The sequence below is a fragment of the Janthinobacterium sp. EB271-G4-3-2 genome (assembly GCF_020858035.1).
Lineage (GTDB): Bacteria > Pseudomonadota > Gammaproteobacteria > Burkholderiales > Burkholderiaceae_D > Janthinobacterium > Janthinobacterium aestuarii.
The window spans coordinates 914,032-937,951 of sequence record NZ_JACYMG010000001.1 but is presented as its reverse complement, the minus strand read 5'-3'; the positions used below and the strand labels follow the sequence as shown (position 1 = coordinate 937,951).

The following is a 23,920-nucleotide window of genomic DNA, read 5'->3' as shown; positions in this document are numbered from 1 at the left end:
TGAAAAAAACCATCCTCGTGCAAGAGCAGGGCCAGGCCATGCTGGCCGACGCCTTGCGCCAGATCAAGCAGCCGTCGCGGCGACTGTTCCTGCAGCGCAGCTTGACCCTGGGCGGCCTGTCCTTGCTGACGGGCTGCAGCGCCAGCGACCCGTCCAGCATCGAGACAGCCCTGACGGCGGTGTCGCGCTTCAACGACCGGGTGCAAGGCTGGCTGTTCGACCCGAGCAAGCTGGCGCCCACGTATCCCGATTCCATGATCACGCGGCCGTTTCCCTTCAACGCGTATTACGGCGAAGATGAAGTGGAACAGGTCGACGGCGACGCCTGGCGCCTGGAATTGAGCGGCCTGATCGCCGACAAGAAAGCGTGGACCCTGCCGCAGCTGCGCGCCTTGCCGCAGGAAACGCAGGTGACGCGCCACATCTGCGTGGAAGGCTGGAGCGCCATCGGCAAGTGGGGCGGCGTGCCGTTTTCCCATTTCCTCAAGCGGGTGGGCGCCGACACGACGGCCAAATACATCGGCTTCAAGTGCGCCGACGATTATTTTACGAGCATCGACATGGCCACGGCCCTGCACCCGCAAACCATCATGGCCCTGACGTATGACGGCCAGGAATTGCCGCCCAAGTATGGCTACCCGATGAAGCTGCGCATGCCGACCAAGTTGGGCTACAAGAACCCCAAGCACATCCAGGCCATTTTTGTCACGAATACCTACCCGGGAGGGTATTGGGAGAATCAGGGCTACAACTGGTTCGGCGGATCTTGATCACTTTTGGCAACACCTATAGCACCGCAGTCACTTTACCACCGGGCAATCTCGCCCATCCCACACTGAGACAAGGACCTATCATGAAAACCACCATCACCGCCATCATCGCTTCCGCCATCCTCATGTCGGGCGGCGCGTTTGCCCAGGACGCCATGAAGAAAGACGCCATGGCCAAGGACGCTTCGGCCGATGCCATGCACAAGGACGCGATGGGCAAAGACGGCATGAAAAAGCCGATGGCCAAGAAACACATGAAGAAGGATCACATGGCCAAGGATGGCATGGCGAAAGACGGCACGGCCAAGGACGAGATGAAAAAGGATGAAATGAAGAAAGATGGCATGGCCAAGGATGCGATGGCCAAATAAGGAAAGGGCCTTGCGCCGCCTGTCGTGGCGGTGCAAGGCCAATCATGGTATTGACGCGGCAGGCCGGATACCGCAGAGTGCGGTGACAATACCGACTCCGGATACCCATGCGGCCATTGCCCACGATTGTAACGCCACAGACCATTTTGACCGTGCTCCACCCCGGCAATGCGGATCTGCTGCTTGCCTACCAGCAGGAAAACAGGCATCACCTGGCACCGTGGGAGCCTGAACGCGACAGCCAGTTTTACACTGTGGATGCCTGCCATGCGCGAGCCGCAAGTGCGTATCGCGCATTCTTGGATGGCAACGCCGTCAATTTCATCGCCATCGGCCGGGACTCGCACAAGATGGTTGCCGGGTGCAACTTCACGAATATCGTCAGGGGGCCGCTGCAAGCGTGCAATCTTGGCTACTCCGTCGCCAAGGCTTGCGAGGGCCGTGGCCTGATGCGCGAAGTGGCGGCGGCGGGGATCGGCTATGCCTTCGGGGAGCTGGGCTTGCACCGCATCATGGCCAACCACATGCCGGCCAACGTGAAAAGCGAGCGCCTGTTACGCACGCTGGGATTCGAGCGCGAAGGTTATGCCAGGGCCTATCTGAAAATTGCCGGCCAGTGGGAAGATATGGTGCTCAATGCGCTGATCCATCCGCAAGGATAGGAAGCCGTGGCACGCGGATGAGCAGAGACTTGTATACTAGATATCTCTCCCGATACCCGCAGAGCCATGACCGACCCGTCCGCCACCTCGCTGTCCGCCATATCCACCGTTACCGACAAATCCCTGCGCCGCCGCTCGCTGTTCGCCGCCTGCAGCGCGCATGCCGTGCATGACGGCTTGACGGACGTGATCTATGTGCTGCTGCCCATCTGGCAGGCGCAGTTTGCCATCAGCTATGCCATGGTGGGCCTGTTGCGCGGCTCGTACTCGGGCATGATGGCCGGCTTCCAGTTGCTGGCCAGCCGCATGGCCAGGCGCTGGGGGCGCGAACGCCTGCTGGTGGGCGGCACGGCGCTGGCCGGCGTCGCCTATCTGGTCGCGGGGCAGGCGGGCGGTCTGGCCGTGCTGCTGTTCGCCTTGCTGCTGGGCGGCCTGGGCGCCAGCACCCAGCATCCGTTGGCCTCGTCCATCGTCACCGACACGCACGAGGCGGGCGGCGGCGTCAAGGAGGCGCTGTCGCACTATAACTTTGCCGGCGATATCGGCAAGACCCTGATACCCGCGCTGGTGGGCTTGCTGTTATTGGTCTGCAGCTGGCAAGCCAGCGTCTCGCTGCTGGGCTTGCTGGGGCTGGCGGCGGCCGGTTTGCTGTGGTGGCTGCTGCCCAAGCCCGGCGACATCCAGGCCAGCCAGAAAAAAGTAAGCAAGCCCATTGCGGGCAACGGTTCGCCCGCGAGTTTCCGTGCGCTGCTGGCCACGGGCACCCTGGACAGCGCCGTACGCATGGGTTTTCTCACCTTTTTGCCATTCCTGCTGAAAAGCAAGGGGGCGGGCACGGCCGGCATCGGCGTGGCCTTATCTCTGCTGTTCGTGGGTGGCGCCTTCGGCAAGCTGCTGTGCGGCTACTTGGGCGCGCGCATCGGCATGATGAAGACCGTGTGGCTGACGGAATCGATGACCTCGCTGCTGATCGTGGCGGCCCTGTGGCTGCCGCTGGCCGGCGTCATGGCCATGCTGCCCCTGCTGGGACTGGCGCTGAACGGCACCTCGTCCGTGCTGTATGGCGCCGTGCCGGAACTGGCCGGGCCCGGCAAGCGCGAGCACGCGTTTGCCCTGTTCTACACGGGCAGCATCGGCGGCGGAGCCCTGTCGCCCGTGCTGTTCGGCGCGCTGGGCGACCATACGAGCGTACACACGGCCTTGCTGGCGCTGGCGGCCGTATTGCTGCTGACCTTGCCGCTGGCGTGGAAGGTGCAGCGGGGCCTGGCGCATGGCGGCGCCGCATGACAAGATGCCTCGCATGAGTCTGCCATTGCCGCGCGACAAACACGATACGCAGAACGCGCAAGCCCTGACCGCCTTGCGCTGGGAGGAAATCCGTCCCGCCATGCCGCAGATCCTCGAGTGGGTGCAGGACGCCAACTGGCCCGTGGCCGCCGTCCTCCTGCCTTACCTGGCCGGCATCGGTCCGCGCCTGGCTCCCTATGTCAAAACGGTGCTGGCCAGCGACGATGAACAGTGGAAGTACATTGTTCTGATGGGCATCGTGCGCCATTCCTCCGGGCTGGCTGCCGCGGTGGACGGGCAATTGCAGCGTTTCGCCCTGGCGCCAACGGCTGCCGAGCTGGAGGAAGGCGTGGCCGAGGCGGCCCGGGAGATTTTGGCGGGCAGCGGCGCTGGTGCTGCGTGACTTGCCCGCCAGCACCTGCATCGTCTACACTCGCCGCATGAAAAATTTTGAAAAGCGGCGCGACCGCTATGACTTGTTCCGGGCGTTTGACAATCCCCTCGTCAACATCAACTTCCAGCTCGACGTGCCGGATTTCCGTCCCTGGTGCAAGGAACGGGAAATCCCCGTATTCCACTTTTTCCTGTTCTGCCTGCTCAATACGGTCAGGGAGATCGACAACTTCATGTACCGCATCTACCAGGGCGCGGTGATCAAGATCGACGATTTCCCCGCCTCGTACACCGTCATCAACGGCGACGAGAACCTCAACTACACGCGCTTCGCGATGACGGACCAGCTAAATATATTCATCGCACGCAGCCTGGAAGCGAAACGCCTGGCCGAAGCGAGCAGCGCGCTGATCAACACGGGGGAGGGAGAAACCGAGCGCGAGCAGCGCAACAATATCTTCATCACCTGCCTGCCATGGCTGGAACTGGCGGCCATCGAGCACCCGATCTTCCGCCACGGCGACGCCGACATCCCGACCTTTACCTGGGGCAAGTTCGGTCCCGCGCAGGAAGATGGCCGCATGCGCGTGCCGTTTTCTGCCCAAGCCCACCATGGTTTTGTCGACGGCTACCACGTGCAGAAACTGGCGCAGGCGCTGGCGCGGCGCATCGCCGCCATCATTGTCTAGGCTAGATAATCGCTGGGCGCCTGGCCCAGCACGCGGCGGAAGGCGGCCGTGAAGGCGCTGGGGCTGGCATAACCGAGGTCGAGTGCGATCCTGGTGACGGCTTGCCCCTCGGCCAGCCGCGTGATGGCGGCCAGCAGGCACGCTTGCTGGCGCCATTGGACAAAGGCCAGTCCCGTCTGGGCGCGGAATTGCCGGGTGAACGTGCGCCGGCTCATGCCGGCCTGCGCCGCCATCGTATCGAGGCTGCTGCCCAGGCCCGGTTGCTGCAGCATATCCATGCACAGCCGCGCCAGCCGCGGTTCCTGCGGCAGGGGCGCGCTCAGGGGCAGGGGCCTGGCGGCGGCAATCTCATCGAGCAGCAAGGCCATCAATCGTCCGGCCCGCGATTGTTCCGCATACAGGGCGTCGACGGTCACTGCCTCGGCCAGCAACTGGCGCAGCAGCGGCGGTGTGTCCAGCACCTGGCAGTGGGGCGGCAAGCCGGCCCCGGCGATGGCTGGGGCGTCGATAAACACGTTGTGCATGGTCACGGCGCCATGCATGCGCATGCCGTGGACGAGTTGGGCCGGCACCCAGCAAGCCCGTTGCGGCGGCACCAGCCAGCTGCCTTGCGGCGTGTGCACGCTGATGACGCCCTGCGCCGCATACGCGAATTGCCCGCGCGCATGGCTGTGGCTGGGAAACATCGCGCCTGCGCCATAGTCGCGCGCCGTGGCGATCAAGGGGCGCGGCACTTCTGTATAAAAATCATCCATGGCCCGTACTCTATAGTATTTGACCTGCCATCGAAGGCGGGCCGACGGCTGGCCGCTTACCATCACACTCTTTTTCAGGAGTGAATATGCACAACACCTATCATCGCGTGGGCCATGGCGCCCACGCCGTCATCGTCCTGCACGGCTGGTTTGGCGACGCGCACGCGTTCGGGCCGATGGAAGCGGCCCTCGATGGCGGCGCTTTCAGCTATGTCTTCATGGATAATCGCGGCTATGGCGGCATGCGCGGCGCACAGGGCAGCTATTCGATGGACGAGGTCGCCCGCGACGCGCTGGCCCTGGCCGATGCGCTCGGCTTTGCCACGTTCAGCGTGGTCGGTCACTCGATGGGCGGCATGGCGCTGGAACGGCTGGCCTTGCTGGCGCCCTTGCGCCTGCGCAAACTGGTGGCCGTGGCGCCAGTACCCAGCTGTGGCGTGGCGCTCGATGGGGCGGCGCGGCAACTGTTTCTCGACGCCAGTGGCAATGTGCAGGCGCGGCGCGGCATCATCGACCGCAGCACGGGCGAACGCTTGCCAGCCGCCTGGCTGGACTGGAAGGCGCAATACTCTTGGGAAAGTTCGGACCAAGCGGCGTTTGCCGCCTATTTTCTCGCGTGGAGCGGGACGGATTTCAGTGAAGACATCAAGGCGGCGCGCGTGGAACTACCGTTGCTGGCGCTGGTGGGGGAGCACGACCCCCGTTTTGATGCGGCCCTGATGCGCCGCACGTATCTGGCGTGGTACCCGCAAGCCCGGCTCGAGGTGCTGGGCAATGCGGGACATTATCCGATGAATGAAACGCCGCTGGCCCTGGCGGCCAGCATCGAGACATTTTTACTTCAGTAATTACGCGACCTTGCTGCGCAGGCGCAGCAGGCTCAGGCCCAGCAAGACGAAGGCGCCGCCCGTGATGCGGTTGAACAGCTTGGCGCGGCCCGGCGTGGCCAGCTGGGTTTTCAGCAGGCGTGCCAGGTTGGCGTAGAACAAGTGGGCCAGCATGGCGCAGGCGACAAACGAGGTCGTCAGCACGGTGAACTGGATGGCCACGGGTTCGCCCGGCGTGATGAATTGCGGGAACAGTGCCGAGAAGAACAGGATGGCTTTCGGATTGGTCAACGCGACCGTCAAACCCTGGCGGAACAGTTTCCAGAACGAATTAGGATTCGCCGCACCAGCCACCACGGGCGCATCGGCCACGACGCTGGTCTTGCTGCGCCATTGCTTGATGCCCAGGTACACGAGGTACAGGGCGCCGGCCAGTTTCAGCAGCATGAAGGCCGTGGCCGAGGTGGCCAGCACCACGCCCATGCCGGCCATGGCCACGCCGGAAATGATGAACAAGCCAAAACCATTACCCATGCTGCTGATCATCGCGCGGCGGGGGCCGACGGCGATGGCGTTCGAGATGGCCAGCAAGACGGCCGGGCCGGGAGAAAACGTGACGAGCAGGGCGACGCTGCAGAAAAGCAGCCAGTTCGAGAGGTGCATGGATGTTCCTGGATGGGGCCGAAGCCGGTTTGAGAGTCAAAACACTTGTATTGTACGAAGTTTTCGGCTCCCGCGTCAGCGGCCCCGGCTTGAATCCGGCTCAAGGTCAGGCAAACAGGCTGGCAACCACGTGGTTGATGGCGGCGCCACCGGCGATCAGCCAGCAGAACAGCAGGCCTGCCAGCAGCAGGGGCTTGATGCCGGCGCGGCGGATGGCCGACATATGCGTCGTCAAGCCCAGGGCCGCCATGGCCATGGCCAGCAGGGCCGTATCGAACTCGGTGATGGCGGCTACCACCGGTGCCGACAGCCAGCCCAGCGAATTGAAGGCGACCACGGCAATGAAGATGAAGGCGAACCAGGGGATGGCCAACTTGGCCGCATTTTCCTTGCCACCGGCCTTCGCTTTGCCGCGTGCCAGCACGGCCGACAGGATGACGAGAAACGGCGCCAGCATCATCACGCGCACCATCTTGGCGATCACGGCCGCATTCGCCGCCTCCTGTCCGATCGACTTGCCGGCCGCCACCACTTGCGCCACTTCATGCACGGTCGAGCCGATGTACACGCCGAAGGCGGCAGGCGTGGCGCCCAGCAGATGCCAGCCTTGATTCAGCTGGTACAGCAAAGGATATAAAAAGATGGCGATGGTGCCGAACACCACGACCGTCGAAACTGCCACGGTGACATCCTCGCTGCGTCCCTTGACGACGGGTTCCGTCGCCATCACGGCTGCCGCGCCGCAGATCGAGCTGCCCGCGCCAATCAAAATGGCGCTGTTGCGCTCCAGCTTGAATACCTTGGTGCCGAGGAACATGGCCAGGCCAAACGTGGACGCCAGCACCAGCGCATCGATGGCGATGCCGGCCAGCCCTACCTGGCCGATATCCTGGAAGGTCAGGCGGAAGCCGTACAGGATGATGCCGAGTCGTAATAAGGTCTGTTTGGAAAAGGCCACGCCCGCGCCGCAGGTGGGCGCCAGGCGGCCGTACACGCTGTTGCCCAGCACGATGCCCAGCATGATGGCCAGGGTCAGCGCGCTCATGCCGTGGCTTTGCATCCATTCCAGCTTGCCCAGCGCGATGGCGCCATAAGCGATTGCGCCGCTGAGCAGCAGGCCCGGCAGAAGGCGGCCATAGCGGTCGCTGAAATTGGTTGTGTTAGTTGTTAAGAGGGATGACATGCCGTACTCCATGGTTCTTGATTCGTATGGCATGACTGTACAGTCCGCTGATTAAATGGTAAAACGGATTGTTTTTGTATGTTTAACTGAAAAAATAGGTAGATGAGATGGCGTTGACCTTGCGGCAATTGCAGATTTTCCTCGCCGTGGCGGACTCGGGCAGCACCAGCGCGGCTGGCGACCTGATTGCGCTGTCGCAATCGGCCACGAGCGCGTCCCTGAACGAACTGGAAACCTTGCTGGGTGCGCAACTGTTCGACCGGGTGGGCAAGCGATTGCTGCTCAACGACAATGGCCGCCTGCTGTTGCCGCAGGCGCGGCAGATGCGCGACGGGGCCGCCAGCATCGAGCGCCAGTTCGCGGGCGCCGACCCGTCCGTGCCCGTCAGCCTGCAGATCGGCGCCAGCACCACCATCGGCATCTATCTGCTGCCGCAGATCCTGGCGCAAGCGGCGCAGCAATACGGGCGCAGCATTCCGCAGGTGACGATTGCCAACACGGCCGACATCGCGGCCGCCGTAGCCGAGTTCCGTGTCGATGTCGGCCTGATCGAAGGGCCGTGCCATGAGCCGGGCTTGCTGGTGGAGCCGTGGCTGACGGACCAGATGCTGATCGTGGCCGCGCCCACGCATCCGCTGGCGCAGCTGCGCCATCTGCTCAGCTTTACGGAACTGAACCAGGCAGGCTGGCTGCTGCGCGAAGCGGGCTCGGGCACGCGCGAAGCTGTGGAGCAGGCGCTGGTGCCGTATCTGCACTACCTGCGCGCCGCGGGCGAATTCAGTAATTCGGAAGCCATCAAATATGGCGCGGCGGCGGGGCTGGGCATCGCCTGCCTGTCGCGCGTCGTCGTGGCCGATTTGCTGGCCGGCGGGCAACTGGTGGAACTCGAGACCATGCTGCCGCCCCTGGAGCGCAACTTTTATCTGATCCGCCAGTCCAAGAAGATACTCTCGCCGCGCCTGGCCGGTTTCCTGGAGCTGTGCCGCCACGCATCGCGCATGGCGGGCTAGCTGTGCCGGGTGTCATTTTGGCCGGGGAGGCTGGAGTTCCGTATCGGGCGGCGCCAGCGTGCCTGCACGCAGCCGTTGGACGGCGACGGCCACGGCGCGCGCCACGTTGCGCACTTCTTCCTGCAGATTAGCGTCATGGTCGAGGGTATCGTGGCTTTGCGCGTAACTGTCGTAATAGCCGATGTAGCGGTCCAGCCGCGCCTTGGCGCCTGCGTTAACCAGGCCCATCCAGTCCAGCCAGTCGGACAGGCCCCGACGCACGCCTTCGATGCCGGCCACGTCGCCATGCACGACGAGGCCATACGCGCGCCCGGCCAGGTGTTTCGGGTAATTCCAGCCTTGTAATTCGAGTGCCTTTGCTTCCACGGCTTTCTTGCCGTGCGTGGACGTGGGATCGGGGTTGCCGCCGTCGGCGCACACGAGCCGGTCTATCATCAGTTTGAGTACGCTGGGCGTCTGGTACCAGTACACGGGCGTGAGGATGATGACGGCGTGCGCAGCCGTCCAGCGCTCGTAAATTTCCGCCATCCAGTCATTCGTCTGCCGTTCGCCATGGTTCGGGTAGCAACTGCATGGCCAGTGGCACAGAGGCATGGCTGTCGAGACACAGCCCTTGCACGGATGAATGTGCAAATCATATGAAGAGGTCAGCAGGCTCAGGTCCAGCACGTCCGTTTCGATATTGTCGGCCTGCAGCACTTCCCTGGCCCATTGCGTCATGCGCCACGTTTTGGAAATTTCACCAGGGCAAGAACCGTCATTGCGTGCCGCGCCGCAGATCAGCAGCACGCGCGACGCCGTGGCGGGGTCTTTCTGGCGCGCTTCGGCGGCCAGAAGGCGGTCGCGCGTGGCTTTCCACTCCACGGACAAGTCGTAGTCCGGGTCAAGAAAACCGGGCCCCGCCTTCTGTGTCACGGGCGCCTTGCGGCCATCCTGGTAATTCTTCCACGCCACTTCTTCCACCTGCACCAAGGCGCCGCGCACGGCGTCGAACGCGGGATCGGCATATGAGCGAATAAACTGCAAATGGAATTCGACCCTGCCCAGCGGCGCGGGCGCCTGACCCAGACGTGGCTGGGGAGTGGCGGGAGTGGAGGCCATGGCTTTTCCTTGAAGTGATGGCGTATCGTGCCTGGGGAGGGCTTGCTGGTCTGTGCGCTGAACAACTGTGCAGCAACTGCTTGCCAATTTCTCTTTTGTGGGATAAATTCCCATATATGGAAAATCCAACATTGACTGATAACGACACGGAACAGCGGCTGGCGGCGCGTTTAAAACAGTTGCGCGTGGAGCAGGGTTGGTCGCTGGACCAGCTGGCCAGTGCCAGCCAGGTCAGCCGCGCCACCCTGTCACGCCTGGAAAATGGCGAAGTCAGCCCGACGACTAGCGTGCTGGGCAAGCTGTGCGCGGCGTACGGCCTGGCCATGTCGCGCCTGCTGCGCATGGTGGAAGACGATTTCCCACCGCTGCTGCGGCGGGCTCAGCAAAGCGTATGGACGGACCCGGACACGGGTTTCCGGCGCCGCTCTGTCTCGCCCCCGTCACGCGTACTGGCCGGCGAAGCGCTCGAATGCGAACTCGATGCGGGCGTGACGATCACTTATGCCGCCTCGCCCCGGCCCGGCATGGAACACCATCTGTTGCTGCAGGAAGGCAAGCTGAACGTGACCGTCGATGGCCGCGCGTACGATTTGCTAGCCGGCGACTGTTTGCGCTACCAGCTGCACGGCCCCAGCGCGTTCACGACGCCGCCAGACAGCGGCGCCCGCTATTTTCTCTTTCTTGTCTGAGGTCGCCATGCCCGCATCGCTATGCCATTTTTCGCCCACCGATATTGTCGAACGCTTGCCGGAACTGGGCGCCTTGCTGCAAGACTGCGTGTACGACGGCGCCAGCATCGGTTTTATCTTGCCTTTCGACACGGCGGCCAGCCAGGCGTTCTGGACCGATAATGTGTTGCCGGCCGTCACGCGCGGCGTGCGCCTGTTGCTGGTGGCCGAAGTCGATGGCCGGGTGGCGGGCGCCGTGCAGCTGGACTGGGACACTAATCCCAACCAGGCGCACCGGGCCGAAGTGCGCAAGCTGCTGGTTGCGCCCACTTTCCGCCGGCATGGCATCGCCCGCCAGCTGATGCAGGCGCTGGAAGCACAGGCGCGCCAGTTGCCGCGCAGCCTGCTGACTCTGGACACGCGCAGCGGCGACCAAGCGCAACCGCTGTACTTGTCGCTTGGCTACGTGGTGGCCGGCAGCATCCCCGCCTATGCGCTGGCGCCGGACGGCAACCGCCTGGACGCCACCACCATCATGTACAAGCAGCTGCGGCAATGAGCTGCAGTTACCCGATGCGCGCTGCCGCCTGGCTTGTTGCCAGATAAAATCACCCGCCTGATTACAGAGTCTTCCTACTTGAATGCCCGGCATCGTCCGACTGGCGCATGCCGGTGCCGCGCCTACACTGTTCCTTGATAGACCCGGCGGCGGGTCCTTTCTTCTTACAGGAGGCTGATATGGCGAATATCCAGGCAGGATCGGACGGTGCGGCAAAACAGGAAATGTCGGCAAAGCGCTTGAACGTGGTCGACTGGATCTCGATGATCCTCTTGATCGTGGGCGGCTTGAACTGGGCGCTGGTGGGCTTGTTCGATATCGACATCGTGGCCAGCATCCTCGGCGCCATGACGGCCGCTTCGCGCGGCGTGTACGTGCTGGTGGGACTGGCGGCGCTGTATTCCATTTACCTGTGCCTGCGCAAGTTGCCGGCCAAACCGTAGACGGGAGGTGACATGCCTGTCGGTGCAAGCCCCAAGCGTGAACGCGAATTCAAGAAACTGGAACGGGATTTCAAGCAGGAAGGCCGCTATCCGGGCCGCGAGGAAGAAGTCGCGGCGCGCATCGTGAACAAGCAAAGGGCGCAATCGGGTGAAACGAAGGAAGCACAGGAGCGGAAAAATGCCGGCGGCGCTGCCTCGGATGCGTCGCAGCCGGACTTGCCCATCGCCGGCTACCAGCAATTGACGGTGGCGCAGATCCGCGACAAGCTCGATGGCCTGTCCGCCGCCCAGCGCAAGCGGCTGCGAGTCTATGAAGCGGCGCACAAGAAGCGCAAGGGCGTGCTGCAGGCGCTGGGAGCTTGATCCGGCTTCATGGGCGGGATGCGGTATGCGCCTGTCCGTGCATGCGTTATGGGCTGGGCTTACTGCGTGCGCAGGTAGGCCAGCAAGTCGGCCACCTGCTGCGCATTGCCGATGCCCCAGAAGCGCATGTTGTTTCCGGGAATGAAATCGCTGGGCGCCTTGAGGAAGGCGGCCAGGTTTTGCTCGGTCCAGACGATATTCGCGTTTTTCATGGCCGCCGAGTATTTGTAGTCGGTGGTGGCGCCGGCTTTGCGACCGATCACGCCCGACAGCTTGGGGCCAAAGCCGCCGCGCGCCGATGGTCCTACCTGGTGGCAGGAAGCGCACTTGCGAAACGCGGCCTTGCCCGCTTCCGCATTGCCGGTGAGGGCGGCCGGAGCGGCAGCCTGCGCGACGGCGGCTGGCGCCAGCAGCACGGCTGCGGTAGCGAAAGGGGAGAGCAGGCGAAAAAGAAGTGTCGATGTCATCGGTGGGACAGAGTGCGCGATATGGCAAGCAATGACGCATTTTACAGGCGGGCATCAAAACCTGCCTGCCCGTCGAGCACCGCTAGCGTTTGCCGCCCTGTGCGCCGAGCGCCGCCATGGCCGACGCAAACACGATGCAGGCGATGGCCAGCCACTGCGTCAAGCTCAGCATTTCTCCCAGTACCACCATGGCGGCCAGCGCGCTGACGGCCGGTGCCGCGCTGCTGAACATGCCGAACACGCCTTGCGGCAAGCGGCGCAAGGCAAAGATTTCCAGCGAGTACGGCAGGGCGCTGGACAGCATGGCGATTGCCAGGCCCATCAGCGCAATCGATGGCGCCAGCAGTGCCGTGCCCGAATAGGTGATGCCGATGGGCACCGTCACCATGGCCGCCACCGTCATGCCCCAGGCCACGGCTTGGCCGCCTTGCAAGGTCGATGCCCGCTTGCCGAAAATGATGTACAGCGCCCAGCACAGCGCCGCCCCCAGCGCATACGCCACGCCGACAGGGTCCAGGCTGCCGGGGTTGCCTTGCAGGGGCAACAGCAGATACAAGCCGAACACGGCGCAAGCCACGGCCAGCAAATCGCGCGGCCGGCGCGACGACAGCATGGCCACGGCCAGCGGCCCCGTCACCTCGATGGCGACCGCGATGCCGATCGGTATCAGCGCAAATGCCCGGTAAATCAGCAAGTTCATCAGCCCCAGCACGGAACCGTAGACGAGCAAATTGAGTACATCCTTGCGCGTCAGCCGGTAGCGCCACGGCCGGAAAATCGCCAGCAAGATCAGCGCCGAAAACCCCACCCGGTACGCCGTAATCCCTTCCACGCCAATGACGGGAAACAGATTCTTCGCAATCGCCGCCCCCAGATTGACGGAAATCTGCCCTCCCAATACGGCCAGGGAAGGGAGCAGGATGCTGTCGGGAAGGGAAGAGGTCGAGGCGGGGGAGGTCATGGGACGGTATTTTAATATGCTTGAGGCTGGCAGTCGCTGGCAGATTGGTAAGCCGGGGAGATTTAACTGGGTAGTTGCTGGCATGGCTAGCGCATCGAGGTTTCTTTTTTTTGATGCCCTGTTGCAAAATACGCTACAGCTGTAGAATTGTTTGCTAATGGCCTATTGTCTTGAAAAACGCGGGTATGTAAACGATTAGATAGAAATCCTGCCAGCCTAGACTGGCCAGAACCGCCGCTATTGAACGATCATCTTCTGTTTGGAAGTCTGAGATCTCCCGAAATTGTTGCCGCTCGACTTCTTCAACACAATACGGTGGAAGCGGACGTTACAGGTTTTGGCTTTTTTTCGGAGTAAGCGGCCTTTTCTTGCGTTCACCGGCATTCTTAAAGGCGATGAGGTTTGACCTCATTTTGGCGCGCGTTGACAATGATGGTACGAACATGGTTAAAAGGATAAAAATAGGGTGTCGGCACGATAGCCGTGATTGACGGCTTTATCCTTCTGGTTTCGCGGCCGACGGGGCTGCCCTGTATTTCTTGCTACCTGTCGCGTCCATTTACCTGTAACTTGGGAGTAGTATTGAATGACTGTTTTTAGTATCGGTGACACCAATTTTGAAGTGGATGTAGCGAAATCAAGCATTAATCTGGACGCTCATGGCAAGGGTATGCTGGAGCTCAATATCGATATCCATGGTGACGATGATGTGTTCATGCGCTTGACCGAGCCGGACGATGCGGAATGGTCGTGGGCGCTGTATCCGCCGGTTTTTTTCCTGCACGGCTTGCGCATACCGGAAGGGCAGGAAGCTACGCTTGCGATCGGAATGCTCGATACGCATCCCGATGCAGAGGAATCGGGTATCTATATGATGGAATACGGCGACGTATCGGCTGTCAACATTGTCGAATTGTCGGCAGGGCGCCTGCTCGTGACGGGCATGGTGGACTTGTGCGGCAAGCGCCTGCCATTTCATATCGATATGCCGCGCACATAGTGCTGGGACCGGCCTCTTCGGGATGGGAATGCGCCCCATTGGTGCGCATTCCCCGGCAGGCCCGACCCCGCTTCTTCCTGATTATTCCAGCTTCAACGCCTTCGCCACATCGCCCCACGCCACATACTTGAAGTTCTGTGGCCCATCGGGCAAACGCTTGTAGCCGTCCTGGATCACCAGCATGCCTTGCGCGTACGCGCCGCCCAGGTTGGCGGAGGTCACGTCCAGGCCATCCGTTTCCGAGGTGCCGTCGATGCCTGCCGGTAAATTGAAGCCCACCTTGAAACGGCCGCGCACCTTGTAGGGGGCTTTGGCATCGAGCACGACGTAGCTGTTGTCGCCCTGGCTGGAGACGATCAGGTAGCCAGAATCAGCCTTGCCGCCCGGCTTGCGATAGATGGCCATGCCTTCCACGTCGGCCGTCAGCTGTGCGCCCACGGGCAAGACCATGGTGAGGGCGTCGGGCTTGGCGGCGTCGGCCGAGGTGGTCCAGATGCCGCGGGTTTCCTCGCCCAGGAACAATCTGGCGTTGGCGTCGTCGGCCACGCAGCCTTCCGGTTGGGTGGCGACCTTGAAGCTGCGCAAGAGGGTGGCACTGAACTTGTTGCCTTCCAGGCCGATGCTGTATTGCTGGAAGGTACCATCTTTATCGTTGATGAACGCTTCCACGCCGCCGCCGGCTGGCTGGTACAAGCACATGCCGTAGATGCTTTTCAGTCCGGTCGGGAAACGGCCCGCTTCCGCCACGACGCCATCGGCATTGATTGTGAACAGCATCATGCTGTTGTCGTCGCGCTGGGTGGCGACGGCCAGGTCGACCTTGCCGCCGCCAAGGCTGATGTTTTGCCGCACATCGACGTTATTCAGGCGTCCCACTTCCAGCAACTGGGTCTGCTTGCCTTGCAGGCCGTAGACCAATAGCCCCTGCTTTTTGTTGGTGCCGAGGATGCGCGCGTCGGCAGGGTTGCCGGACAGCCAGATGGCCGGGTCGTCGGCCGCGTCGCCCTGGCGCGCCATCGGTTCCGTTTGGGCTTGCGGGGCGATGATGGCAACCGCAGGCACCGCTTCCGCCTTGCCATTCCACTTCAATGGCCGCGCTTGCCAACCGTTTTTGCCGCGCAACATCAAGGAATTTCCGTCGAGTGCCAGCTGGCTGTCGCCCTTGCGCACGTTCAAGGCCACGGCTTGCGGCAGCTGGGCCGTCCACTTGCCCGCCTGATGGGCGACCAGGTGCAGCTTGTCCGCCTTGCTGTCGAGCACGGCCACGCCGCCCGGCAGCACGGCCAGCGCGCCGGCGCCCCCGTCCAGCTGGCCATATGGCTTGCGCAGGGCCACCACTTCGCGCTTGCCCATGCCTTCCGAATCGGCTTCATACGACCACACGCCCATGTTGGCCTCGCTGACCAGCAGGCGCTGGGCGCCATCGTCGGCGCGGCAATGCTTGGCGTGCGGCGGCAGAGCCAGTTTGCGTACCAGGCTGCGCTGTTCGCCCTGCATCACCCACTGTTCCGCTTGTCCATCCTTGCCGATCAAGAACAGATGGTCGAGTTGCTGGGCGTCACGGTACAAACACGACGCTTCCACGGAAAAGGTGGGCACGGGGAACGGCGCCAGGCGATTGAGCTTGCCGGCCTGCACGTCGACGGACACGGGCAGCGGGCGCTGCGTGTCCGCTTCCAGGAACACGGCCAGCACTTTATTGCCGTCGCTGCGCGTGTCGAGCTGCTTGGCGCGCACGGCGATGCGGTCCTGCTCCTGGCCGCTGGCGTTAAACAGGCGCAAGCCATGCTTGTCCAGGGTCAACCAGCCGCCGCCGGGCAGGCGCGCCAGCTCTTCCGCTTCCTGCGTGAATGAAGGGACAGCTTGGGCAGGCGCCGCTTGCGCCATGCCTGCGAGGCAAAAAGCAGCCAGCAAAGCGCTGCAGAGTACGGTTTCTTTTATGTTATTCATGTTCATTGAAATCATCATCAGAAGGCGCTGGCTTTCAGGCTCACTTTGAAAGTGCGGCCGTATTGTTCGTTCTGCACGTTGTATTGCTTCGTGCCCTGGTAGACATAGTATTTCTCGTTGTTCAGGTTCGCCGCTTCGAACAGTATCTGGAACTGCTTGTTGATCTGGTACGACAGCGAAAAATCGAGCTGTTTCTGGCTGGCGACGATATGGTCCTGGCTTTGGTCAAGGATGTCGTTGCCCATTTCCAGCAGGTACGGCGACTTGTAGTTGAGTGCCAGGCGGGCGCTGACCGGGCCTGTTTCATAACCCAGCATCAAGTTCATCACCTGGTTCGACTGGCCCGGCAGGCGGATGTCGCGGTGCATCTGCTTGTTGCCGGCTTTGTCGAAGCGGCCGATTTGCGCGCTCGAGGTGCTCAGGGTGCCATTCACGCCGACGAGGAATTTATTGAATGGCGCCGGCAGCATGCGCAGCGGCTGCGTGTAGGCCAGTTCGATGCCTTTGACTTTGGCCGCGTCGCCGTTCGCATACGATGTGGCCGTCGTGTAGCCCGCCCATTGGCCGGTGCCGGCCAGATTCGTCGTGTAGGTAAAATTCTTGATGTCCTTGTAGAAGCCGTAGGCCGACATCACGCCATCATTGCCCAGCACGCGCTCGATACCGAGGTCCAGGTTGTTCGCCTTCAGCGGTTTCAAGTCCGGGTTGCCGATCACGGCTTCCGTGTTGCTGGCCAGGCTGATGCCGGGCGCCAGCTGGCTGAAATTGGCGCGCACCACGGCTTGCGTCCAGGCGGCCCGCACGCTGGTCTTTTGATCCACGTCATAACGGGTTTGCAGGTTGGGCAGCCAGTTGGTGTACGAACGTTCGCGCGTCAAGGCCGTGGCGACGCCGGCGCTGTCCACTTGCGAGCCAGCCGCTTCAAAGCTGGTACGTTCGGCACGCACGCCGCCGAGGATGTGCCAGGCGTCGAAGTCGTAGCTGTTTTGCACATACATGGCGTTGATGTCTTCATGCATGCGGTAGTCGTTGATGATCGATTCCGTGGACAGGCGCGCCTTGGCGCGGTCCAGTCCCGCCACGCGGGCGCGTATCAGGGCCGGGTCCAGCGCCACGCCGATGTTGCCCAGGTCGTAGTCGAGATTGTGGCCCTGCACGAAATTGCTCATCGACGTGGAACCAGCGCCCCAATAGTTGCCGCTGGTGGCCTTGCTGCTGTTATACGCCCATTGATCCGTGTCATTGGTCTTTTCACGGCGGCTGACTTTGGCGCCGAACTTCAGCGTGGCGATGTCGAACTTGCGCGCCAGGTCGATGCGCGCATGGTGTTCATTGTCCTTCGAGTAGCGCTTTTGCAGGGTGATGGCGTTGAGCGCGTAGCTGGCCGGATCGTACAGCGAGGCGGGGCCGCTCAATGTCGGCGCCTGCGTATCCGTAAAGCTGATGCCGGCGAAATTGCTGGTGCCGCGGAAACGGCCATCGTTCAGGGATTCCGGCGTGTCTTCCGTGGCGCGGCTCATGCCGCCTTTCACGTCCAGGGTCCAGTCGCCCGATTTCTGTTGCGTGCCCAGCACGAGCGAGCGTACTTGCTGCGTGTACTTGCGCTGGCGGATGCGGCGCTCGGCGCGCGCGCTGGCCGTCTGGTCTTCGGCCAGGCTGCCGCCCGCGATATTGCTGATGGTCAGGCGGTCACGCACTTCATTGTCGGAAAACTCGCTGACGAACGAGCGCAAGAACCAGCTGTTGCCCGCTTCGGGACGGTAATCGAGGTTGACGGCCAGGGCGCCGCGCTTGCGCACGGGCAGGTAGTCGCGCAATTCCAGGCCGGACAATTTACCCTTGCTCCAGGCGCCGCCCGTTTCCACGTCATCGGAGCCGAACGAGCGCTTTTCCGCGCTCAGGCCGGCGGCCACGCCCAGCTTGCCGTCGAGGAAGCGCTGGGCCCACAGGGCGCCGCCGCTGGGGCTGGTCTTGCCCGTCTTTTCGTCGTAGCTGGCGCCCACGTTGGCCGACAGCAGCTTGCCCGGCAAGTCGAAGGCGGACAGCGATTTCACTTCGACCGTGGCGCCCAGCGAGTTGGCGTCCATTTCAGGAAGTAAAGTCTTCGAGACTTCCAGGGTGCGGATCAGACCGGCAGGCAGGATGTCGAGCGCCACGGCGCGGCGGCCCGCTTCCGGCGACGGCACGAGGGCGCCGTTGATGGTGACGGCATTCAAGTCCGGACCCAGGCCGCGCACCGTGATGTAGCGGCCTTCGCCCTGGTCGCGCTGCACGGACACGCCCGGCAAGCGCGCCAGCGCCTCGGCTGCGTTTTTGTCGGGCAAGCCGCCGATATCGTCGCTGCTGATGACGCTGATGATGTTGTCGGCTTTCTCTTGTGCCGCGATGGCATTGCGCAGGCTGGCGCGCTGGCCGCTGACGACCACGGTGGCGGCTGGCTGGCCATCCGCATCTTGCGCTTGCGCATGGCTTTGACCGCTGAAGACGGCCATGATGCCGAGGGCCAGGGCCGTCAGGCGCAGCGGGGAGGGTAACGAAGTGTGCATGGTTTTCATGAAGAGCTCGGTTAGGGGAAGGAACCGGGCGGATTCTAGGCAGCAAATATGACGGTTGCGTGACAGGCAAGGGCTTGCCACCCTGAAAACAACGGCCCGTGAACGCTTTCCGGCTGGAAATGGAGCGTGGTGAGCTGAAATGACCTGCCGGTCGCGGGCACATGGGGCGTGGCATGCCGTATTTGCATGAGCGCCCAAGGTAATGATGAGCCGTTTGCACCTGCCGCACGGGCGTGGGGCATGTCATCGTGCCGTCATGGGCGGGCGCTATCGTGGCGACAGCACCACTTTTAAAGGTTTTCCCACATGCTGCCATTGCACCGTAACAGCCTGATTGCCGCCGCACTGGCCTTGCCCCTGTTCTTGTTCCTGTATGCCACACTGGGACACCTTAAACCATTCGCCATCTGGAAGTGGATGGATATCGTCTGCGAAGGCGGCACGGCCGTCATGGCGGGCACCTGGTTTTTGTTTACCCTCAGCAGCCGGCCGCGCGGGCTGGTGACGAGTCTGATCGCCGGCGGCCTGTGCGCCATCATGCTGGGCTCCTGGGCCGATTGCCTTGACGAATTCTTCGCCGTTGACAAGAGCGCCGTGTGGGATAACTGGCTCGAAGGCTTGATTCCGTTTGGCATGCTGCTGGTGACGATCGGCATGTATTACTGGCGCCAGGAACAGTTCCGCCTGAACGAGCATCTGCAAAAGCGCGAACGCCTGTTCCGCGACCACCGCGCCTTCGACCGCATCACGCAGCTGGCCGACGCCAGCTACCTGCGCACGCAGATGCGCCTGGAGCAGGAGCGCCGTCCCGGTCTCGATTGCGCGCTGATCTTGCTCGATATCGACAGCTTTCACCTGATTAACCGCGAATACGGCCACCGCGAAGGTGACCGCGTGCTGCAAGCCGTGGGCCACATGCTGCTGCTGAATTTGCGCAATGACGATTTGCTGTGCCGCTATGCGGGCGACCGCTTCGCCGTGCTGATGCCTGGCGTGTCGCGCGAGGATGCGGCAGTGAAGGCGCGCCACCTGTGCGCCATGGTGGGGCAGATGCGCCACCATGCCAACGACAACCGTGAAATCCGCCTGAGCCTGCGCCATGCCTGCTCGCTCACCGATGGCGTGCCGGAAGTGGTGCTGGCCGAGCTGAGCCGTGCCGTTGAAACGCCGGGCCGGAGCGCCAGTTCCAGGGCCGGCACCGCCGCGCCTGCCTGATGTCGCTGAACCAGCAAAGCGACCCCAGCATCGCAGCCCATCACCAGCCGGCGCTGGTGCTCGATTACGCGCGCAGCCGCGAGCTGGCCACGGCGCCGCTGCTCAAGGGCACGGGCCTTGATGGCGGCGCGCTGCCGTCCGCGGAAAGCCAGGTCAGCGCCGCGCAATACCTGCAATTGCTGGCCAACGTGGCGCGCGGCCTGGACAGTGCCGACACGAGCTTCATGCTGGGCCAGCAAATGCTGCCCGGCCATTACGGCGCCGCCAGCCATGCCTTGCTGCAGGCGCAGAACCTGCGCCAGGCATTGACCATCCTGTGCGACTTTCATACCTTGCTGTGTCCGCTGCTACAACCGCGCTTGCGAGAGGCGGGCGACATGCACGTGCTGTACTGGGTCGACGCGTTCGGCGCGCCGAGCCAGCTGCCATTTCTGGTGGAAATGCACATGACGGCGCTGGCGGCCATGTGCCGCTGGCTGGCCGGAGAGTCTTTGCCGTGGCGCTTCTGCTTCAACCGCGCGCGGCCCCGTCATGTGGAGCAGCACGAGGTGCACCTGGGGCAGTCCCTGCGTTTCGATTGCCAGGTCGACGCCATGCTCATCGATTCCAACTGGCTCGACAAACCCTGGCCGCGCGGCAATGCCACGGCGGCCGCGCTGGCCTTGCGCGCGGCGGCCCTGGCGCCCGTGCCGGCAGCGAGCCTGCTCGGTGCGCTGTACGACTATCTGCTGGCCAATATCCGCTGCGCGCCAACTCTGGAGCACACGGCGCAGGAGTTTGGCGTCAGTCCCGCCACCCTGAAGCGCCACCTGGCGCGCCATGGCACGCATTTTCAGGCCGAGCTGGACCAGGTGCGCGCGCACAAGGCGATTTATCTGTTCCAGGCGCATGGCTACGACAACGATGCCGTGGCCGCCTACCTCGGCTTTCATGATGCCACCAACTTTCGCCGCTCGTTCAAGCGCTGGACGGGGCAAACGCCGCAGTTGCTGCGTCATGCGCTGGCCTTGTTCGTCGCGGGATGAGCGCCGGCGTTGCGCGCCAGCGCCACGGGCAGTCGTTCCTGAGGGAACAATTGCCCGTTCTGCTACATCCATAGTACACTCGATCAGAGAGCGAACAGATGCGCTTTGAGGCGCTCCGGCACGGCGTCGCGCGACGCCGCAATACCGACATTGCGATGGCGGAGCCGGCGGCAAACGACCGGTGTGCCGTGCCTTAACCCAGCCAGGAATCTGGTGTCACCAGTGTGGTGCGCCGGAAACCGGGCAACTTGATAATGCTCAATCGTGTATTCACAATCGCAGATCGATCCAGTCGTCAGTTTCCGCAACACCCAAGGTGAGGCGGTGCGCGGCACGATTTTTAACTTGCAGCGCAATTCGCTGGTCATGGAAATCTACAATCCATACTCGATTGTGCAGGTCAGCGAGGTGCTCAATGACGTGACGGTGCGCATGGGGGCGAAAAACGCCTACGTCGGCAAGGCCGTCGTCATCAGCAGCGTCAACACGGGCCTGACCGCCATCGTTTCCGTGACCCTGATCGACGAGTGGCGCGAATTGAGCGACGTGGTCGTCGTCAAGGGCGCCGTGGCGAAAGAGTCCAGCGCCTTTGTGGCCGGCTGGGGCGAGCGCTTCCGCATCCGCCGCGACTACCAGATCGTCGTCAACGAAATGCGTGCCTTCCTGTCGGAAGTGGCGCGCTGGGTCGAGCAGGTCGACTTGTCCGACTCGCTGCCCAAGGAAAACGGCCGGCTGCGCCCCGATATCTTCGATGAACTGGCCTTGCCGCTGATGGAGCAGACCCAGCTTTACTTGCGCCAGCTCGAGGTGGAAGCCTCGCTCGTCGAGGAAGAGCGGGCACCGGCCCACCGCGCATTCGCCCAGGCGGCGCTGCATCCTTTGATCCTGCGCGCGCCGTTCGTCTTCCGCACGTTTACCAAGCCGCTCGGCTATGCGGGCGATTACCAGATGGTCAACCAGCTGCTCGACGATCCGCGCCAGGGCCCAAGCACGTATTTTCAGATCGTCAATGCGGCCTTTTTGCAGGCGGCCGTGGCGACGGCGCACCGCAACCGCATCGATATCCTGACGGAATTTTTGGCTGAAAAGGCGGCCGCGGCGCGTGCCGCGGGGCGTGTGTACAAAGTGCTCAACGTGGGCTGCGGCCCGGCCATCGAGGTGCAGCGTTTTCTCGAGACATGCCCCGATGCGCAATGGCTGGCCTTCGAGCTGGTCGACTTCAGCAGCGAGACCCTGGACTGGACGCGCGCGCGCCTGGCCACCATCATGCAGCGCACGGGGCGTGTGGTCGAGATCGATTATGTGCACGATTCCGTGCATAACCTGCTCAAGCGCCGCCATGGCTCGGGCATCACGGGCTTGCCCGGCAGTTTTGACGCCGTGTATTGCGCCGGCCTGTTCGACTACCTGTCCGACAAGGTGTGCGCGCGCCTGTTGATGCACTTCGCCTCGCGCGTGGGGCCGGGCGGACGTTTGCTCGTCACCAATGTGCACGCCAACAACCCGGGCAAGTTCGGCATGGAACATTTGCTCGAGTGGCATTTGATCTATCGCAATGAAGCGGGCCTGTCGGCCTTGCTGCCCGAGCATGCGACGGAGCCGAAAATCTATGTCGACGCGACGGGCGTGAATGTGTTCGCGGAAGTGAGCATTCCTTGATGGATACTCCAGGCCTGCACGCCGGCTACACGGCCGTTTTGCGCGACTTCCGCCTGGAATTCAGCCGCGGCGGGGCGTACACGGGCATCGTGCTGATCCTGCTGGGGATGGGCCTCGATTCGGCACTGTATCCGGACAAGCAATCGGCGTTTACCAGCGCGCGCATCGTCGTGTCCGTGCTGATCTTTTGCGTCGTGCTGGCCATGCGCACGCGCTGGGCGCAGGACCGCATCCAGGGGCTGACGTTTGTCTGGCTGATCCTGCCGCAAATCATGATCGCCTGGATGATCGCCATCACGGAAGGCGCCACCTCGATCTATTACGTGGGCATGACCCTGGCCATCTATTCGTCGGGCATCGTGCTCGCTTTCGGCCTGTGGCAAAACATGGTCTTCGGCGCCATCTCCTGCCTGCTGTACGTGGGCGCCTGCGCCTGGCATGCGGGCGGCTTCGACTTGCCGGGCACGTTTGTCGTCAACTGTCTGTTCCTCATCATGTCGGCCAGCATCAGCGCCGTCTTTACGTATTTCAATGAGCGCGCCCGCTTCATGCTGTTCCAGTTGAAGGCGGAAGTGGCGCAAAAGAACACGCAGCTGGAAGAAACGAATAAAAGCCTGGCCGATATCAAGGGACAGATGCTGCAACAGGAGAAGATGGCCGCCATCGGCACCCTGGCCGCCGGCATGCTGCATGAAGTCAATAACCCCGTGAATTTCTGCATGATGGCCATCGAAGTGGCCATCGAAGACCCGGCCGCCAAGCAAAGCGCGCTGGTCAGCGAATGCCTGGCCGACGCCAAACAGGGCATGCTGCGCGTGCAGCACATCGTGTCCGACTTGAAGACCTTTGCCTACCGCAAGAGCGGGAACCAGCTGGAAACGGGACACTTCCAGTTCCGCAGCGCGCTCGACGCGGCCATCCGCCTCGTGGGCCATGAGACGAAAAATGTCAGCATCAGCCACGACTTGCCGGTCGACACACTGGTGCGCGGCGACGAGGCGGCCATCGTGGGCGTGCTGATCAACTTGCTGGGCAATGCCGTGCTGTCCATGCGCAAGGGCAATGCGCCGCCGTTCGAGATCCGCATCACGGCCCACTGGGATGACAACCGCCTGCGCATCAGCGTGCGCGACAACGGCCCCGGCATCGCTCCGGAAAACCTGGCGCGTGTGTTCGAGCCGTTCTTTACCACGCGCGAAGTGGGGCAGGGGCTGGGCTTGGGCTTGAGCATCAGCTATGGCGTGATCGAGCGCCACGGGGGAACATTGAGCGCCGAAAGCGAGCTGGGCAAATGGGCCAGCATGAATTTCGACTTGCAGCGCTCCGATTGGGAGGGCCGCTAGC

General features: G+C 62.8%; 25 protein-coding genes. 17 read left to right on the top strand and 8 right to left on the bottom strand.

Annotation, left to right across the window (positions count from 1 at the left end; all coding sequences use genetic code 11):
- Positions 1 to 38: 38 nt before the first annotated feature.
- The 6 genes from IGS55_RS04100 (at position 39) to IGS55_RS04075 (ending at position 4,172) form a co-directional block, all read left to right on the top strand.
- Positions 39 to 770, top strand: a complete 732-nt coding sequence (locus IGS55_RS04100; RefSeq protein ID WP_442908142.1) for a molybdopterin-dependent oxidoreductase — start codon at positions 39 to 41, stop codon at positions 768 to 770.
- Between the two features lie 83 nt (positions 771 to 853).
- A complete protein-coding gene (locus tag IGS55_RS04095) occupies positions 854 to 1,141 on the top strand; it encodes a pentapeptide MXKDX repeat protein (RefSeq protein WP_230516110.1) in 288 nt (95 codons plus the stop codon).
- Positions 1,142 to 1,248: 107 nt separating this feature from the next.
- Positions 1,249 to 1,803: a GNAT family N-acetyltransferase gene (locus IGS55_RS04090; protein ID WP_230516109.1), complete on the top strand. Its 555-nt coding sequence runs from the start codon at positions 1,249 to 1,251 to the stop codon at positions 1,801 to 1,803.
- A 66-nt stretch (positions 1,804 to 1,869) separates the two neighbouring features.
- A complete protein-coding gene (locus IGS55_RS04085) occupies positions 1,870 to 3,090 on the top strand; it encodes an MFS transporter (protein ID WP_230516108.1) in 1,221 nt (406 codons plus the stop codon).
- Positions 3,091 to 3,103: 13 nt separating this feature from the next.
- Positions 3,104 to 3,493 (top strand): DUF5071 domain-containing protein, encoded by a 390-nt coding sequence (locus IGS55_RS04080; protein WP_230516107.1) that lies wholly within the window; start codon positions 3,104 to 3,106, stop codon positions 3,491 to 3,493.
- 37 nt (positions 3,494 to 3,530) lie between these two features.
- Positions 3,531 to 4,172: a CatA-like O-acetyltransferase gene (locus IGS55_RS04075; RefSeq protein WP_230516106.1), complete on the top strand. Its 642-nt coding sequence runs from the start codon at positions 3,531 to 3,533 to the stop codon at positions 4,170 to 4,172.
- Here IGS55_RS04075 and IGS55_RS04070 read toward each other — a convergent pair.
- Positions 4,169 to 4,927: an AraC family transcriptional regulator gene (locus tag IGS55_RS04070; RefSeq protein ID WP_230516105.1), complete on the bottom strand. Its 759-nt coding sequence runs from the start codon at positions 4,925 to 4,927 to the stop codon at positions 4,169 to 4,171. The genes IGS55_RS04075 and IGS55_RS04070 overlap by 4 nt on opposite strands.
- An 86-nt stretch (positions 4,928 to 5,013) precedes the next feature.
- On the opposite strand from IGS55_RS04070, the gene IGS55_RS04065 reads away from it, so the two are divergent.
- Entirely contained in the window at positions 5,014 to 5,775 is a 762-nt protein-coding gene (locus IGS55_RS04065; RefSeq protein WP_230516104.1) for an alpha/beta fold hydrolase, read from the top strand.
- On the opposite strand, the gene IGS55_RS04060 is transcribed toward IGS55_RS04065, so the two are convergent.
- Both IGS55_RS04060 and IGS55_RS04055 read right to left on the bottom strand, forming a co-directional pair.
- The gene (locus IGS55_RS04060; protein WP_230516103.1) at positions 5,776 to 6,417 is read right to left on the bottom strand and encodes a LysE family translocator; all 642 of its coding nucleotides are present in this window, start codon (positions 6,415 to 6,417) and stop codon (positions 5,776 to 5,778) included. It abuts the gene before it with no gap.
- Between the two features lie 106 nt (positions 6,418 to 6,523).
- Positions 6,524 to 7,600: a YeiH family protein gene (locus IGS55_RS04055; protein WP_230516102.1), complete on the bottom strand. Its 1,077-nt coding sequence runs from the start codon at positions 7,598 to 7,600 to the stop codon at positions 6,524 to 6,526.
- Between the two features lie 107 nt (positions 7,601 to 7,707).
- Here IGS55_RS04055 and IGS55_RS04050 point away from each other — a divergent pair, with 107 nt between their 5' ends.
- Positions 7,708 to 8,610 (top strand): LysR family transcriptional regulator, encoded by a 903-nt coding sequence (locus IGS55_RS04050; RefSeq protein ID WP_230516101.1) that lies wholly within the window; start codon positions 7,708 to 7,710, stop codon positions 8,608 to 8,610.
- A 12-nt stretch (positions 8,611 to 8,622) separates the two neighbouring features.
- On the opposite strand, the gene IGS55_RS04045 is transcribed toward IGS55_RS04050, so the two are convergent.
- Positions 8,623 to 9,711, bottom strand: a complete 1,089-nt coding sequence (locus IGS55_RS04045; protein ID WP_230516100.1) for a flavodoxin family protein — start codon at positions 9,709 to 9,711, stop codon at positions 8,623 to 8,625.
- A gap of 116 nt (positions 9,712 to 9,827) precedes the next feature.
- Between IGS55_RS04045 and IGS55_RS04040 the strand changes: the two genes are divergently transcribed.
- From IGS55_RS04040 to IGS55_RS04025, 4 genes are all read left to right on the top strand, one after another.
- Positions 9,828 to 10,400 carry a helix-turn-helix domain-containing protein gene (locus IGS55_RS04040; RefSeq protein ID WP_230516099.1) on the top strand — a complete coding sequence of 191 codons (573 nt, stop codon included), beginning with the start codon at positions 9,828 to 9,830 and terminating at the stop codon, positions 10,398 to 10,400.
- Positions 10,401 to 10,407: 7 nt separating this feature from the next.
- On the top strand, positions 10,408 to 10,938 hold the full coding sequence (locus tag IGS55_RS04035) for a GNAT family N-acetyltransferase (protein ID WP_230516098.1): 531 nt from the start codon (positions 10,408 to 10,410) through the stop codon (positions 10,936 to 10,938).
- Between the two features lie 179 nt (positions 10,939 to 11,117).
- Positions 11,118 to 11,381, top strand: coding sequence for a DUF378 domain-containing protein (locus IGS55_RS04030; RefSeq protein ID WP_051991725.1), 264 nt, complete (start codon positions 11,118 to 11,120; stop codon positions 11,379 to 11,381).
- 12 nt (positions 11,382 to 11,393) lie between these two features.
- Positions 11,394 to 11,744 carry a hypothetical protein gene (locus IGS55_RS04025; RefSeq protein WP_230516097.1) on the top strand — a complete coding sequence of 117 codons (351 nt, stop codon included), beginning with the start codon at positions 11,394 to 11,396 and terminating at the stop codon, positions 11,742 to 11,744.
- Between the two features lie 59 nt (positions 11,745 to 11,803).
- On the opposite strand, the gene IGS55_RS04020 is transcribed toward IGS55_RS04025, so the two are convergent.
- Both IGS55_RS04020 and IGS55_RS04015 read right to left on the bottom strand, forming a co-directional pair.
- Positions 11,804 to 12,211, bottom strand: a complete 408-nt coding sequence (locus tag IGS55_RS04020) for a c-type cytochrome (protein WP_230516096.1) — start codon at positions 12,209 to 12,211, stop codon at positions 11,804 to 11,806.
- An 82-nt stretch (positions 12,212 to 12,293) separates the two neighbouring features.
- Entirely contained in the window at positions 12,294 to 13,172 is an 879-nt protein-coding gene (locus IGS55_RS04015; RefSeq protein ID WP_230516095.1) for an EamA family transporter, read from the bottom strand.
- Positions 13,173 to 13,758: 586 nt separating this feature from the next.
- On the opposite strand from IGS55_RS04015, the gene IGS55_RS04010 reads away from it, so the two are divergent.
- Positions 13,759 to 14,172 (top strand): hypothetical protein, encoded by a 414-nt coding sequence (locus IGS55_RS04010; RefSeq protein WP_230516094.1) that lies wholly within the window; start codon positions 13,759 to 13,761, stop codon positions 14,170 to 14,172.
- Positions 14,173 to 14,253: 81 nt separating this feature from the next.
- On the opposite strand, the gene IGS55_RS04005 is transcribed toward IGS55_RS04010, so the two are convergent.
- Together IGS55_RS04005 and IGS55_RS04000 are read right to left on the bottom strand one after the other, a co-directional pair.
- Positions 14,254 to 16,122, bottom strand: a complete 1,869-nt coding sequence (locus IGS55_RS04005) for a phytase (RefSeq protein ID WP_230516093.1) — start codon at positions 16,120 to 16,122, stop codon at positions 14,254 to 14,256.
- A 17-nt stretch (positions 16,123 to 16,139) separates the two neighbouring features.
- Positions 16,140 to 18,668, bottom strand: a complete 2,529-nt coding sequence (locus IGS55_RS04000) for a TonB-dependent receptor (protein ID WP_230516092.1) — start codon at positions 18,666 to 18,668, stop codon at positions 16,140 to 16,142.
- A 315-nt stretch (positions 18,669 to 18,983) separates the two neighbouring features.
- Between IGS55_RS04000 and IGS55_RS03995 the strand changes: the two genes are divergently transcribed.
- From IGS55_RS03995 to IGS55_RS03980, 4 genes are all read left to right on the top strand, one after another.
- A complete protein-coding gene (locus IGS55_RS03995) occupies positions 18,984 to 19,892 on the top strand; it encodes a GGDEF domain-containing protein (protein WP_230516091.1) in 909 nt (302 codons plus the stop codon).
- Entirely contained in the window at positions 19,892 to 20,917 is a 1,026-nt protein-coding gene (locus tag IGS55_RS03990) for an AraC family transcriptional regulator (protein ID WP_230516090.1), read from the top strand. The genes IGS55_RS03995 and IGS55_RS03990 overlap by 1 nt, the downstream gene beginning before the upstream one ends.
- A gap of 264 nt (positions 20,918 to 21,181) precedes the next feature.
- Complete coding sequence (locus IGS55_RS03985) at positions 21,182 to 22,576, top strand: class I SAM-dependent methyltransferase (RefSeq protein ID WP_230516089.1); 1,395 nt, start codon at positions 21,182 to 21,184, stop codon at positions 22,574 to 22,576.
- Complete coding sequence (locus IGS55_RS03980; RefSeq protein ID WP_230516088.1) at positions 22,576 to 23,919, top strand: sensor histidine kinase; 1,344 nt, start codon at positions 22,576 to 22,578, stop codon at positions 23,917 to 23,919. The genes IGS55_RS03985 and IGS55_RS03980 overlap by 1 nt, the downstream gene beginning before the upstream one ends.
- The last annotated feature ends 1 nt before the right edge of the window (position 23,920 follow it).